The sequence below is a fragment of the Nonomuraea sp. NPDC049714 genome, from assembly GCF_044465295.1.
GTDB lineage: Bacteria > Actinomycetota > Actinomycetes > Streptosporangiales > Streptosporangiaceae > Nonomuraea.
The window spans coordinates 500,005-513,166 of sequence record NZ_JBITLM010000005.1 but is presented as its reverse complement, the minus strand read 5'-3'; the positions used below and the strand labels follow the sequence as shown (position 1 = coordinate 513,166).

General features: G+C 69.8%; 15 protein-coding genes. 6 read left to right on the top strand and 9 right to left on the bottom strand.

What is annotated here, in order from left to right:
- Window positions 1-57: 57 nt before the first annotated feature.
- From ACIBQX_RS23075 to ACIBQX_RS23060, 4 genes are all read right to left on the bottom strand, one after another.
- Entirely contained in the window at window positions 58-360 is a 303-nt protein-coding gene (locus ACIBQX_RS23075) for a hypothetical protein (protein ID WP_397007668.1), read from the bottom strand.
- Window positions 361-667: 307 nt separating this feature from the next.
- Window positions 668-1,702, bottom strand: a complete 1,035-nt coding sequence (locus ACIBQX_RS23070) for an alpha/beta hydrolase (RefSeq protein WP_397007666.1) — start codon at window positions 1,700-1,702, stop codon at window positions 668-670.
- A gap of 302 nt (window positions 1,703-2,004) precedes the next feature.
- Window positions 2,005-2,793 carry an SDR family oxidoreductase gene (locus ACIBQX_RS23065; RefSeq protein WP_397007664.1) on the bottom strand — a complete coding sequence of 263 codons (789 nt, stop codon included), beginning with the start codon at window positions 2,791-2,793 and terminating at the stop codon, window positions 2,005-2,007.
- A 36-nt stretch (window positions 2,794-2,829) separates the two neighbouring features.
- Window positions 2,830-3,192 carry a nuclear transport factor 2 family protein gene (locus tag ACIBQX_RS23060; RefSeq protein WP_397007663.1) on the bottom strand — a complete coding sequence of 121 codons (363 nt, stop codon included), beginning with the start codon at window positions 3,190-3,192 and terminating at the stop codon, window positions 2,830-2,832.
- 78 nt (window positions 3,193-3,270) lie between these two features.
- On the opposite strand from ACIBQX_RS23060, the gene ACIBQX_RS23055 reads away from it, so the two are divergent.
- Window positions 3,271-4,065, top strand: coding sequence for a MerR family transcriptional regulator (locus tag ACIBQX_RS23055; RefSeq protein WP_397007661.1), 795 nt, complete (start codon window positions 3,271-3,273; stop codon window positions 4,063-4,065).
- Window positions 4,066-4,387: 322 nt separating this feature from the next.
- On the opposite strand, the gene ACIBQX_RS23050 is transcribed toward ACIBQX_RS23055, so the two are convergent.
- From ACIBQX_RS23050 to ACIBQX_RS23040, 3 genes are all read right to left on the bottom strand, one after another.
- A complete protein-coding gene (locus tag ACIBQX_RS23050; RefSeq protein ID WP_397007659.1) occupies window positions 4,388-4,510 on the bottom strand; it encodes a hypothetical protein in 123 nt (40 codons plus the stop codon).
- 52 nt (window positions 4,511-4,562) lie between these two features.
- Window positions 4,563-4,751 (bottom strand): hypothetical protein, encoded by a 189-nt coding sequence (locus tag ACIBQX_RS23045; protein ID WP_397007657.1) that lies wholly within the window; start codon window positions 4,749-4,751, stop codon window positions 4,563-4,565.
- 235 nt (window positions 4,752-4,986) lie between these two features.
- On the bottom strand, window positions 4,987-5,922 hold the full coding sequence (locus ACIBQX_RS23040) for an AraC family transcriptional regulator (RefSeq protein ID WP_397007655.1): 936 nt from the start codon (window positions 5,920-5,922) through the stop codon (window positions 4,987-4,989).
- 143 nt (window positions 5,923-6,065) lie between these two features.
- Here ACIBQX_RS23040 and ACIBQX_RS23035 point away from each other — a divergent pair, with 143 nt between their 5' ends.
- Complete coding sequence (locus ACIBQX_RS23035) at window positions 6,066-6,818, top strand: SDR family NAD(P)-dependent oxidoreductase (protein WP_397007653.1); 753 nt, start codon at window positions 6,066-6,068, stop codon at window positions 6,816-6,818.
- A gap of 158 nt (window positions 6,819-6,976) precedes the next feature.
- On the opposite strand, the gene ACIBQX_RS23030 is transcribed toward ACIBQX_RS23035, so the two are convergent.
- A complete protein-coding gene (locus tag ACIBQX_RS23030; protein ID WP_397007651.1) occupies window positions 6,977-8,395 on the bottom strand; it encodes a pyridoxal phosphate-dependent decarboxylase family protein in 1,419 nt (472 codons plus the stop codon).
- Window positions 8,396-8,478: 83 nt separating this feature from the next.
- Between ACIBQX_RS23030 and ACIBQX_RS23025 the strand changes: the two genes are divergently transcribed.
- Window positions 8,479-9,516 (top strand): LacI family DNA-binding transcriptional regulator, encoded by a 1,038-nt coding sequence (locus ACIBQX_RS23025; protein ID WP_397007649.1) that lies wholly within the window; start codon window positions 8,479-8,481, stop codon window positions 9,514-9,516.
- Here the strand turns inward: ACIBQX_RS23025 and ACIBQX_RS23020 are convergent.
- Window positions 9,513-11,003, bottom strand: coding sequence for an alpha-N-arabinofuranosidase (locus ACIBQX_RS23020; protein WP_397007647.1), 1,491 nt, complete (start codon window positions 11,001-11,003; stop codon window positions 9,513-9,515). The genes ACIBQX_RS23025 and ACIBQX_RS23020 overlap by 4 nt on opposite strands.
- A gap of 285 nt (window positions 11,004-11,288) precedes the next feature.
- On the opposite strand from ACIBQX_RS23020, the gene ACIBQX_RS23015 reads away from it, so the two are divergent.
- The 3 genes from ACIBQX_RS23015 (at window position 11,289) to ACIBQX_RS23005 (ending at window position 13,027) form a co-directional block, all read left to right on the top strand.
- Window positions 11,289-11,630: a hypothetical protein gene (locus tag ACIBQX_RS23015; protein WP_397007645.1), complete on the top strand. Its 342-nt coding sequence runs from the start codon at window positions 11,289-11,291 to the stop codon at window positions 11,628-11,630.
- Window positions 11,627-11,785: a hypothetical protein gene (locus ACIBQX_RS23010; RefSeq protein WP_397007643.1), complete on the top strand. Its 159-nt coding sequence runs from the start codon at window positions 11,627-11,629 to the stop codon at window positions 11,783-11,785. Before ACIBQX_RS23015 ends, ACIBQX_RS23010 begins: the two co-directional genes overlap by 4 nt.
- Window positions 11,786-11,878: 93 nt before the next feature.
- Complete coding sequence (locus tag ACIBQX_RS23005; protein WP_397007641.1) at window positions 11,879-13,027, top strand: monooxygenase; 1,149 nt, start codon at window positions 11,879-11,881, stop codon at window positions 13,025-13,027.
- Window positions 13,028-13,162 lie beyond the last annotated feature (135 nt).

The window sequence follows — 13,162 nt, the reverse complement described above, 5'->3', positions numbered from 1 at the left end:
ATCGTCAGCGTCTGGGCGGCGAGGCGAAAGGCTGCTTGGGCCGGTCGGGCGGCACGATCAGCTGTAGATCACCGACAGGAAGCGCACCAGGACCGCCTCTCTGAGCTCCGCTGGAAGGGCGTCCAGGACGGTGTTGACCACGGCCATCGCGGGTTGTCCCGCGCCGGGCCGCAGGTCCACCCCCACCGAGGCGGCGAGCTCGGCGAAGGTGGCGTCGTCCAGGGCGTCCAGGTCCAGGCCGGTGATCAGCTCCACCAGGCCGTCCGGCAGCTCGGCCGGGCCGCGCCGCCGGGCGGCCTCCGTGGACTCGGCGATCACCGTCAGCATCGCCTCCACCCCGGCGAGCGTCACCCCGGTCACGGTGATGCGCAGGTTGGCGGGGATGCCCGCGTACGAGAGCTGCGGCTGCAGGAACCAGCCGCGCGCCCGTGCCGCGTCACCCTGGTCATCTCGGGCCCGACGTGGAGAGCGGCAGCATACTGGCCTCCACCACCGGATCGTCGCCGCTCATTCCCCAGGAGCCAGGGGCATGTTGCCGGGACACTTCGCGCGCAGCCACACCGAGCAGAACACCGCGATCGCCGGCTACGTACGCCGGCACAACGCCCGAGCCGAGCCGAAGGCCGACTTCGCGACCGACTCACCGATCCGGACCGGACCGGACCGATCACCCGGCCGAGGCTGCGTGACAGACCAAGAGCTGACGGCGCAGCCACGCCACTCGGGCGGCGATGGCGTCCTGCGAAATCACGGCACGAGGGGCCACGACGTCGAACCCGTGGAACCCACCGGGCCAGACGTGCAGCTCGAGGCGGCCGCCCGCCTGCCATATGCGGCTTGCGTAGGCGACGTCCTCGTCCCGGAACGTTTCGGCCGACCCGACGTCGATGAACGTGGACGGCAGGCCAGAGAGGTCTGCCGCACGGGAAGGCGCAGCGTACGGGGACACATCCGGTCCTCCGCGCACGCCGTCACCGAGGAGCGCGTTCCATCCGGTCTCGTTCGAGGAGCTGTCCCAGATACCGACGCCGCGCATCTGCTGAGCGGAGGGCGAGTCGTTGCGGTCATCGAGCATCGGCGACAGGAGCAGCTGGGCCAGAATTGCCGGGCCGTTGCGGTCGCGTGCCATCAAGGTGACACCTGCCGCGAGGCCGCCGCCGGCGCTCGCACCGCCGATGACGATGCGTTCAGGGTCGATGTTGAGCTCGTGGGCGTGATCCGACACCCACACCAGGCCCGCGTAGCAATCCTCGACGGGCCCCGGGTGGGGTGTCTCGGGTGCGAGCCGGTACTCGACCGAGACCACGGCCATGCCCATCGGCTCGGCCAGGTTCAACATCTCGACGAGGCCGAACCGGTTGTCGCCGACGATCATGCCGCCGCCGTGGATGTGGTAAAGCGCCGGGGTCGGCGTCGCCGCGTGCTTCGGGAGACAGATCAGCAGCGAGATATCCGGTTCCCCGTCCGGCCCTGGCACCGCCCACTCCTCCACGCTGTAGGTGCCACCGCGCGAGAGGACCTCGTCGGTCGGGGTCTCCACCCCGGGGACGGGCTTACGCATCTCAGCGACGTTGTCCAAACGGTACGCGTCGGGGGAGCGCAGGCTGGTCAGGATCTCAATGACGGGAGCGAGCTCCGGGTCGAAGGGCGGGGGCGGTCCGACCGGTTGGGCGGATGACCCGTCCTTGATCTGCGCAGTCATGTGTTCTCCTTGCGGTAGTCAACTGGGTGTCTGCCTGCCTCAGCTCACGGGTCATCGATAAATGTCACGTGGCCGATGCGGCCCGCCATCTGGTGGGTCAACCTGAGCGCTCGCACACGCAAACCGGTGACGCGCGGCGCGATCTTCGACGACCAGGCCAGCGCCGGAAGCGCGACAAAGGGGTCGTCGACGCGCTTCTCGGTGTTTGCCGAGCAGCGTCTGAGAGTTTCTCCTTGTGAAGGAGGGGGCTCTGCCGTCGGATCGAGCTGTTCGCGAGTGGCTACTCGGAGCTGGTGCCTGGCTCAGACGGTCGGGACGGTGCCGCCGTCGATGACGTACTCGGCGCCTACGATTGCCGAGGCGCGGTCTGAGACCAGGAACCCGACCAGGTCCGCGATTTCCTCGGTGTTCGCGAATCGTCCCAGGGGCACTCCTCCGAGGGAGTCGTAGATGGTCTGCTTGGCTGCTTCACGTGTGAGCCCGTTGCCCTCGGCGATCCGGTCCACGAATCTTTCGTAGGCTTCGGTCTCGATTCCGCCGGGGCTGATTGCGTTGACCCGTACGCCGCGTGGCGCGAGCTCATTGGCAAGTCCCTTGCTGTATGTGCGCAGCGCGGCCTTCGCTGCTGCGTAAGCCAGGGACGCGTCGTATTGGGGCAGCTCACGCTGGATCGAGGTGAAGTGCAGCACCACGCCCGACCCAGACTCGATCATTGCCGGGAGAAGAGCTCGATCCAGCCGCACCGCTCCAAGGAGGTTGAGGTTCAGCTCGGTGAGCCACTGGTCATCGGTGATGACCGCGAATCCACCAGACGGCGTCGACGCCCCTCCGACGACGTGCACCAGGATGTCGAGTGTGCCGCCGGCCTCTGCGATGCGAGCGGCCACGGCGTTGGTGCCTTCTATCGTCAAGATGTCCGCTTCGATGAATCGGTCAGGGTGCTCGTACCCGTCGGGCATCGTTCGCGCCGTCACGTACACGTCGGCACCCATCTCTCGCAGTCTCTCTACGACGGCCTTGCCCGAGCCCTTCGAACCGCCCGTGACCAGTGCCCGGCGACCGTCGAGACGATCGCGATCTGAACTAGACATTTCTCTCCTTTGACGATCGAGGTGGCGCGGGTTCGGTCAGGCTGGGTGGTTGGCAATGACGAGTTCGGCGACGAGGTCATCCCGCAGCGTGAACCGGTAGTCGAGCTCGGCGACGCCACCCGGGAAGGTGCCCTCGAGCCGCACGGTTACCACCCAGTGGGCGTCATCGACGCGGCGAGCGCCGATCTGCTCGGTCGTGTACTCGAACTCGGACCCGGCGTCCCGCAGGAACGCGTGGACCTCCTCTCGGCCGCGGAAGGTCTCGCCCTGGTCGACGACCACCGCATCCTCGGCGAGGAACGACGAGGCGGTGTCGGCGTCGCGGACGACGTGGGCGGCGAAGAACTCGCGCACGGTGGTCGGGAGCAGATCGGACGGGAGATCGGTGTGCTGTGTCATGAGCCCACCATGTGACCTCACGGCGCGGGAGGGTCAAGCCGTGGACTCTCCCCCAGGGGGAGCGTTCAGAATGAGGGGGTGCTGACCATCGGAGAGTTCTCGCGGCTGACCCACTTGAGCGTGCGGACCCTGCGTCGGTATCACGAGGCGGCCTTGCTGGAACCCGCCGTGGTGGACGAGACCACCGGTTACCGCTACTACGGCCTCGACCAAATCCCGACCGCGCAGGTCATCCACCGGCTCCGCGAGCTCGACGTCCCCCTGAGCGATGTGCAGCGGATCCTGCGGACCCCCGACCCCGGTGTCCGGGCGGCCCTGGTCGCGGACCACCTGCAACGCCTCGAGGACGTGCTCGACCGCACCCGGGCCGCGGTCGTGTCGCTGCGCCGCCTGCTCCGGCCCGACCCCGCGCCGATCGACGTCGAGCTGCGTGCGGAGCCCGCCCGGACGGTCGCGGCGGTGGAGGCCGTAGTCGGGCATCGCGACGTCGCGACCTGGTACGCAGGCGCGATGGCCGAATTGGAGGCTGCCGTCGGCGCCGCCGTGACCGGACCGCCGGGCGGCAGCTACGACAACGCCCTTTTCGAGCAGGAGCGCGGTCACGCGGTCGTCTACCTGCCGACCGCTGCGCCACCTCGCACCGGACGCGTGCACCCCGCGATTCTGCCGGCCGCGGAACTGGCCGTCACCACCCACGTCGGCGAGCACGACGGCATCGAGGTCACGTACGGCGAACTCGGGACCTGGGTGGTGGAGAACGCGATGTCGGTGGCCGGGCCGGTGCGGGAGGTCTACGTTGTCGGCCCTCGTGACACGAGCGATCCCGCTGCGTGGCGCACCGAGATCGGCTGGCCGGTCTTTCGTGTCACCTGAGGCGGTCAGTGCGGTGCGGAGTCTTGGAACGACGGGGCGTACGCCTTAGATCGCGGGCTGGCCGCCGAGGTGAGCGTAGAGCACATTCGCGTCAGCCGGGATGTCGCTGTCGCGGACGAGGTCGACCAGTCAGGCCATCGTTCTGCCTGAACCAGCTAGTGGCTCGACACGCAAGGTCGGCCCGTCAATTGATCTCGCTGGCTGAGCCGACCAGCCCGCAGCCTGCCCCAAACCGGCAGGTCAGGCACAACAGACACACCGCCAATTCTGAAACCAGGTCAGAACACGTTCTGAAACGCCTATATTCAGGGCCAGCGGATCGTCAGCGTCTGGGCGGCGAGGCGGGCTGGCCCTGTTCCCCGACCGCCTGGACCCCGGCGGCCTCGGTGGACGCCATGCTGGTCACCCTGCTGCCGGGCGAGGAGGCGACCTTCCACGTGACCACCGCCCAGCCTCTCGACCGGAGGCGCTGACCACCTATCCGATGCTGCGCTGCGTCAACGAGTCGCGCGGCTGAGCGCCCGGCCCCTGCTGGTGCCCGCGAGCACCAGCAGGGCCGCCACGAGGTAGTAACCCTGGTTCCCGATCCAGTGCAGGCCGAGGGGCGACAGGACGTCGCAGGGCTCCATCCGGTACTCGGCGACGCAGAACCCGGCCGCCGCGATCAGTGTCAGTCCCCACGCCACTCGCTAGCACCGCCTCCCGTACCGGCGCGGACACGACGACCAGCACCGTGTCAGCGTCGATCCCCCCGCCACCGCCTGGGCGGACACCTGGTACGTCTCCAGGTTGCCTGACCTCGACGCCCAGGTAGTCGCGTTTATGACGCGTGTCCGCGTCGCTGGTAGTGGTGTCGGCGGGCGGTGCGCTGGTGTCTTCGTCGCCGGCGTGAGCGGCGCAGCCGACCACAGGACGCCTCCTTCAGCTTCCGTTCGCGGCCGAGCGCGGTGGCTGCCGTGCCTGGTTCCGGAACTGGGCGGGCGATGAGCCGACCACGCGGCGGAACGCGGTGCTGAACGCGCTCTCGGACAGGTAGCCCGTGGCCCGTGCGAGCTCGGAGATCGACAGAGTGTCGCGGGCGAGGGCGTCTCGCGCGAGGCTCATGCGCCATTGGATCAGGTACTCCAACGGCGGGACCCCGACGTGGCTCTTGAAGGCCTGGGCGAACGCGGAACGCGACATGTGGCTGATCTCGGCGAGCTCCTTGAGGCTCCAGGAGCGGGCCATGTCCGCGTGCACGGCACGCAGGGCGGCACCGATGCCGTCCTCGTTCAGGGCGCCCAGCCAGCCGGTGGGCCGGTCTGTCTGACCGGCGTGAGCACGCAGCATGTGCACGAGCAGGATCTGTGCGAGGTGGTTCTGCACCAGCGGGCTGCCGGCGGCGGCGACCCCGATCCCGACCTCGGTGGCCAGGAGATCGATCAGCTGCGCGAGCCGCCTGCCATGAGGATCGGCCACGCGGACGATCACGAGCGGCGGCAGAAGATCGGTCAGGAGGGCCGCGTTCCTGTCGTCGAACGCGATGTGCCCGACGCAGAGGTAGAGGTCCTCCTCGGCCTCCGGGCCGATCCGCACGAACCCGTCTTCGGCACCCGCCCACACCGGCTCCGCAGGGCGCGGGCTTGCATCGAGCGTGCTGGCCAGCACGTAAGGCGGCGGGTTGCCCAGCATGAAGGTGTCACCCTCCTGCAGGAGCACCGGCTCGTGGCCTTCGAGGATCAACCAGCACGTGCCGCGCACGAGGCCCCCGACCCGCACGTGCAAGAACGTGTCGAAGCGCAAAGCCCACTCTCCCGTGGCCCGGAGATTGGGCCCGACCACCGTGCGGGGCCGGAGCAGGCCGATCGCGTCAGCCACTGGATCCCGAAATCCGAGCACCGACGACACCTCCTGGACGATACGTAAAGAAAGCCGGACTCTGCATCATGGATAGTATCCCCGATGTCCCGCAGTATCGATGTCGAACGGATCGGCATCGAGAGAGTGATGGAGACACCCACATGGGACAGCTGGAAGGCAAGACGTCGGTGGTGACCGGGGGCAGCACCGGTATCGGTCTGGCCACCGCCGTACGGCTGGCGGACGAGGGTGCGTACGTGTTCGTCACCGGTCGACGCGAGTCCGAACTGGAGGCCGCCGCCAAGACCATCGGAGCAGACCGGGCCACCGCGGTCGTCGGCGACATCTCGAAGCCGGAGGACCTGGACCGGCTCTACGAGGCGGTCCGGGCGCGAGGCAAGGGTTTGGACGTGCTCGTGGCGAACGCGGCGGTCGGTGCGTTCGTGACGCTGGAACAGACCACCGAGGAGCACTTCGACCAGACCTTCGCGGTCAACGTCCGAGGCACGCTGTTCACCGTGCAGAAGGCGTTGCCGCTGCTCAACGACGAAGCCTCGATCGTCCTGGTCGGTTCGACGGCCGGCGACCGTGGAGTAGAGGCGTTCGGCGCGTACGCGGCGTCGAAGGCGGCCGTCCGGTCCTTCGCGCGGACGTGGTCCAACGAGCTCAAGGACCGTGGCATCCGGGTCAACGTGGTCTCGCCGGCATGGATCGAGACTCCCGGGGGCACCGCCGCTTTCGGCGACGAGGAGACCGCCCGGGCCGTCAAGGAGAATGTCGCCGCGACCGTGGCCAAGGGCCGCATGGGTCGGCCTGAGGAGGCCGCGGCAGTCGTAGCCTTCCTGGCCTCGGAACAGAGCAGCTATGTCGTCGGCTCGAACATCTACGTCGACGGTGGCACGAACCAGATCTGAGCAGGCACCACACGGTGGGTGGCATCTGAAGCGTTCCAGGTTCTATGCCGCACGACCATCGAGGCGGCTGGCACCAGCAGGGCCCCGCGAGCGGGTAGCAGCGGCTGGCCGAGCAGCGAGGAGAGGGTGTGGTAACGGGAGCACGACCGCAAACGGTACTACCCGTAGATCACCGACAGGAACCGCACCAGGATTGCCTCCCTGAGCTCCGCCGGAAGCGCGTCCAGCACGGCGTTGACCACGGCCATCCTGGGCTGCCCCGCCCCCGGCCGCAGGTCCACCCCCACAGAGGCGGCCAGCTCGGCGAAGGTCGCGTCGTCCAGCGCGTCGAGGTCCAGCCCGGTGATCAGCTCCACCAGCCCGTCGGGCACGGCCGGGGGACCCAGCCGCCGGGCCGCCTCAGCCGACTCGGCGATCACCTTCAGCATCGCGTCCACCCCTGCCAGCGTCACCCCCGTGACCGTGATGTGCAGGTTGGCGGGGATGCCCGCGTACGAGAGCTGCGGCTGCAGGAACCAGCCGCGCGCCCGAGCCTCGTCGGCCAGCACGAACACGTCCACCCCGTCCCCGGCGAAGGCGATCAGGGTGGACTCCGGCTCGCCCAGCACCCGCAGACCGTCGATCGCGGCGATGCCCTTCCGCAGCCTGGTCGCCGCCTCCAGCGTGGCCTGGCCCAGCTCCACGTAACCCTGCCTGCCGAGGGACTGCAGGGTGGCCCAGGCGCCGCCCAGCGAACCCGCCGACCTGGAGCTCTGCACGGTGGCATTGATGATCGTGTAACCGGGCCAGGCCGCCGAGGCGAAGTAGGCCCTGCGCCGCGTCCCCGGATCGGCGAACAGCACCACCGAGGCCCCCTTCGGCGCGTACCCGAACTTGTGCAGGTCGCAGGAGAGCGAGGTGACACCCGGCACCGACAGGTCGAACGGCGGCACCTTCGCGCCCGCCTCCCGCAGCCACGGCAGCAGCCAGCCGCCCACGCACGCGTCCACGTGGCAGCGCACGCCCGCCGCGGCGGCCACCGCGGCGACCTCCTCGACCGGGTCGATCGCACCCTGCGGATAGGACGGCGCGGACACGACGACCAGCACCGTGCCATCGTCGATCGCCGCCGCCACGGCCCGCGCGGACACCTGGTACGTCGCCAGGTCCACCGGCACCTGCCTGACCTCGACGCCCAGGTAGTGGGCCGCCTTGTGGAAGGCGGGGTGGGCGGTGACGGGCAGCACCAGGTTGGGCCGGTCGCGGGCCGCCTCGTCGCGGGCGGCCTTCACCGCCAGCATGATCGACTCGGTGCCGCCGCTGGTGAAGATGCCGTGGCCGCCGCCGAGCAGGTCCGCGACCGCGCCGACGACCTGCTTCTCCATCTCCACCACGCTCGGGAAGGCGGTCGGGTCGAGGCTGTTGACCTCCAGCATCTCGAAGTAGGCGCGGGCCGCCGCCTCGTGCACCTCGGGCCGCCCGGTGTCGTACACGTAGGAGGTCACCTGCCCGCCCCGCACGGGCAGGTCGTGCTCCTTGAGCCTGGCCAGCTCGGTCAGCAGGTCGTCGGCCGTTCTCCCGGTTTCGGGCAGGTTCACGTGTTCTCCTTCGGCCGCCCGCGTGCTCCCGAGAACGTAATCTGCCGGAAGTCGCGCGGTCAATCGGCTGTTAGCGTTGACGCATGACCACGAGGTCGGATGAGAGCAGCCCGCGCAGCAGGCCCGCGGTGCTCGGCGACGTCGCCGCGCTCGCCGGGGTCTCGGCGATGACGGTCTCCCGGGTGCTCAACGCACCCGACAGGGTGCGCGCGGAGACGCGCGCCCGCGTCCTCGCCGCCGTCCGCGAGCTGGACTACTGGCCCAACTCGGCCGCCCGCCAGCTCGTCACGGGCCGCTCCGGCGTGCTCGGCGTGGTCAGCATCGACACCACCTTGTACGGTCCCGCCTCCACCCTCTACTGCATCGAGCAGGCGGCCAGGCTCAGCGGCTACAGCGTGAGCATCGCCAGCCTGGGCATCCTCAGCCGCCGGTCCATCCAGGAGGCCGTGCACCGGCTGCGCGCCCAGTCGGTCGACGGGGTGGTCATCCTCGCGCCGCACGAGTCGGCGGCCGACGGGCTGCGCCACCTGCCGCCCGATCTGCCCGTGGTCGCGGTGGACGCGGGGGAGGACATCCCGGTTCCGGTGGTGACCGTCGACCAGCGGGCCGGAGCCGCCCGCGCGACCAAACACCTGCTCAGCCTCGGCCACGAGACGGTCTGGCATCTGGGCGGGCCGGTCGACTGGCTGGACGCCAACTACCGGATCGACGGCTGGCGCGCAGTCCTGGAGGCGGAGGGCCGGCCGGTGCCCGAGCCGCTGCGCGGCGACTGGAGCCCGCGCTCCGGCTACGAGCTGGGCCGGCGGTTGGCAGTCGACCCGTCGGTGACGGCGGTGTTCGTGGGCAACGACCAGATGGCGCTCGGCATGCTGCGGGCGCTGCGCGAGGCCGGCCGGCGGGTGCCGGAGGACGTGAGCGTCGTCGGCTTCGACGACGTGCCGGAGGCGGCCTACTTCTGGCCGCCGCTGACCACGGTGCGGCAGGAGTTCGGCGAGGTCGGCAGGCACGCCTTCCACCTGCTGCTGGAGCGGATGGCCGGCACGGCGCAGGACACCACCCGGCGGCTGGTGGAGCCGGAGCTCGTGGTACGGGAGAGCACCGGCCCCTGCGTCGGCCGTTAGGCGAGCCGGATCACGTTCCAGGACACCGGGGGCAGGCGTACCCGCATCGGGTCGTGCTCGATGTCGTCGTTGGCGCGGGGGGCGATCCGGTCGGGGTCGTCGGCGGTGTTGCGGGCGTGCACGTCCGGGTCGGTGAGCGTGGTGGCCGACACGATGCGCGCGCCGCCGAGGGCGCGGGCGTCGATCTGCAGGGAGAGCGGCGTGTCCGTCGAACGGTTCACCGCGAAGATCGTCACGCCCTCGTCTGACCGGGTGGCGACGGCGTCCAGCAGCGGCACCTCACCGAACTCGGCCGTGTCGTACAGCGGCGAGACCGGCTCGACGCGCAGCACGTCGCCGGCCGCGTACCGGGAGGCCTGGGCGAACGGGTGGAAGATGGTCTGCCGCCAGGCCCGGCCGCCCGGCTCGGTCATGATCGGGGCGATGACGTTGACGAGCTGGGCGAGCGAGGCGGACGTCACCCGGTCGCTGTTGCGCAGCAGGCTGATCAGCAGGCCGCCGAAGGCCACCGCGTCGGCCAGGTGATAGTGGTCCTCCAGCAGCGGCGGGGCGATCGGCCAGTCGGTTCCCGGCTCGGCGGCCTGGAAGCGCGACTGATACCAGATGTTCCACTCGTCGAAGGAGATGTCGATCCGCTTGCGCGACTTCAGCTTGGCGCCGACATGGTCGGCGGTGGCGACGACCGAGCGGATGAAGTAGTCCATGTTGGTGGAGCAGGCCAGGAAGCTGCCGAGGTCGCCGTCCTTCTCCTCGTAGTAGGCGTGGCAGGAGATGTAGTCGACGACGTCGTACGTCTCCTCCAGCACGGTCGCCTCCCAGGCGCCGAAGGTCGGCATCCCGGAGCCGGAGCTGCCGCAGGCGACGAGCTCCAGGCCGGGGTCGACCATGCGCATGGCGCGGGCCGTCTCGGCGGCGAGCCGGCCGTACTCGCGGGCGGTCTTGTGCCCGGTCTGCCAGGGGCCGTCCATCTCGTTGCCCAGGCACCACATCCGGATGTCGTGCGGCTCCTTGGCGCCATGGGCCGCGCGCAGGTCCGACAGCGCGGTGCCGGACGGGTGGTTGCAGTATTCGAGCAGGTCGAGGGCCTCGGGGATGCCCCGGGTGCCGAGGTTGACGGCCATCATCGGCTCCACCCCGGCCTTGCGGCACCAGCGCATGAACTCGTCGACGCCGACCTCGTTCGTCTCGGTGCTGTGCCAGGCCAGGTCGAGCCGGCGGGGGCGGTTCTCCTTGGGCCCGATGCCGTCCTCCCAGCGGTAGCCGGAGACGAAGTTGCCGCCCGGGTAGCGGATGGTGGAGACGCCCAGCTCGCGGGTGAGGTCGAGGACGTCGCGCCGGAAGCCGTCGTCGTCGGCGGCGGGGTGGCCGGGCTCGTAGATGCCCGTGTAGACGCATCGGCCCAGGTGCTCGACGAAGCCGCCGAAGGTGCGGCGGCGGACCGGGGCGACCCGGAACGCGGGGTCGATCGTGAGATGTGCCTGGTGCACGGTGGCGGCTCCTTGGTGCGCATGCGGGTGACCCGATTGTTAGCGCTATCAGGAGTGTGGGTCAAGGGGGGCGGCAAGCGCTTGCCGACGGACCCTTGACAGCACGCTTGTTACCGCTAACCCTCGGTTAACCCCAGCGGTCAGCGCAGCGTGATCGCGCCCCGGACGCCCCCTCTGCCGGGCGTTGCCGGAGACCGGCGCCACCCCGTCAGCCAGGCTGCCCGACTCCCTCGAATGTTAGCGAGAACATGGCCGAACGTTAGCTCGGTGAAGGAAGAGGCCACTGTGCAGGCATCCCCCACCATTGCCCGCCGGCACCTGCTCGGCGGTGGCCTCGCCCTCCTCGCCGCCCCCACCGTCGGCAGCGCTCCGCTCGCCGAGGCCAAGGTCCACCGGAGCTGGACGCAGCACGGGCTGCTGCTCGTGGCTCCCTTCTTGCTGGTGTACGTGGCCTTCCTGGTCTGGCCGACGCTGCCCGGCCTGCGGATGAGCTTCTCCAGCGTGAACATCGCGGGCAGCAACGACCATCTCGTCGGGTTCGCCAACTACGCCGAGGCGTTCGGCGACCCCCGCATGTGGCGCACTTCCTCTGGCCCTTCCTGGTCTCCACCGACCCGAACACGATGACCCTGCCGGTGGGCCTGGCCAACGTCGTCCAGGGCACCTTCGGCCTGCGGTACGCCCAGATCATGGCCTTGGTGATGCTCGCCGGCCTGCCGCTGCTCGTGGTGTTCGTCCAGATCATCCGCGGCGTCGCCCACACCGGCCTCGCCGGGCGGTAAGACCAGGGGTGTGGGTGGCCCGTCCTGCCGGAGGACCATGGAAACGTCCTTGGGAAGGATGCCCCCGGCCGTCTCGCGGGTCACAGTTGAGTGATGAACCCACTCACCCGGACGGCCGCCGCCCTGGCCGTGGCCGTCCTGCTCGCCGCATGTGGAGTCACGCCGCCGAAGCCCGCTGCCACCGGGAACACCGGGAACACCGGCCACACAGGGCACACAGGACAGCAGGCCGCCCCGGTGACCTCGCCGCTGCGCGACGGGGAGCGTTTCATGTCGCTGACGATGGCGGAGCCGTACACGCCGTCGGCGCCGGGGGGCGGGACCGATGACTACCGGTGCTTCGTCATCGACCCGGGGCTGACCGAGCAGGCGTTCCTGACGGGGGCCCAGTTCCAGCCGCAGAACGCCGAGATCGTGCACCATGCGATCTTCTTCAGGCTGAGTCCGGAGCAGGCGGCCGAGGCGAACCGGCGGGACCAGAGCACTCCCGGCCAGGGGTGGACCTGCTTCGGTGACGCCGGGATCGAGGAGGCCGCGTGGGTGGCGCACTGGGCGCCCGGCACCAATGAGGTCCTGCTCGATTCGGCCTACGGCTACCCCATGCCGCCGGGGAGCAAGCTGGTCATGCAGGTGCACTACAACACGCTCAACGTGGAGGGGAAGTCCGGCTCCGACCGGTCGGGGATCCGCCTGCGGGTCACCGGCAAGAAGGTCAAGGAGCTGAACACCGCGCTGTTCCCGGCCCCGGTGGAGCTGCCCTGCACCAAGGAGGAGTCCGGCCCGCTGTGCGACCGGGAGACCGCCGTCAAGGATGTCGGCCGCCGGTTCGGTCAGGGCTCCGAGGCCCAGGTGGGCGGGCTCGCGGAGGCGTGCGGCAAGCCGAAGCCCGGGCCGACGCAGCACTGCGACTTCCCCATCGAGGGCCCCGTGAAGGTGCACGCCCTGGCCGGTCACATGCACCTGCTCGGCCGATCCATCAAGGTGGAGCTCAACCCCGGCACCGACAAGGCGCGGACGCTGCTCGACGTGCCGAAGTACAACTTCGACGACCAGGCGCTGCGCCCGCTGCCCGAGCCGGTGACCGCCGACAAGGGCGACGTGGTCCGGGTGACCTGCACCCACGACGCCAAGCTGCGCTCGATGCTGCCGGAGCTGAGCAAGCTTGAGCCCCGCTACGTGGTGTGGGGCGAGGGCACCAGCGACGAGATGTGCCTGGGGATCGTCATCGTCTCCCAGACCTAGCGGCCGCGGTGCTGATTCCCGACGCCGAGGGCTGAGTCGCCTGGCGGTCCGTAATCACATTGTCACCCCGGAGGTTCAACCGGGTCCTCTCCTCGTGCGTACAGGTTTGGACGGTGCTCGCCAGACGGGCCCTTC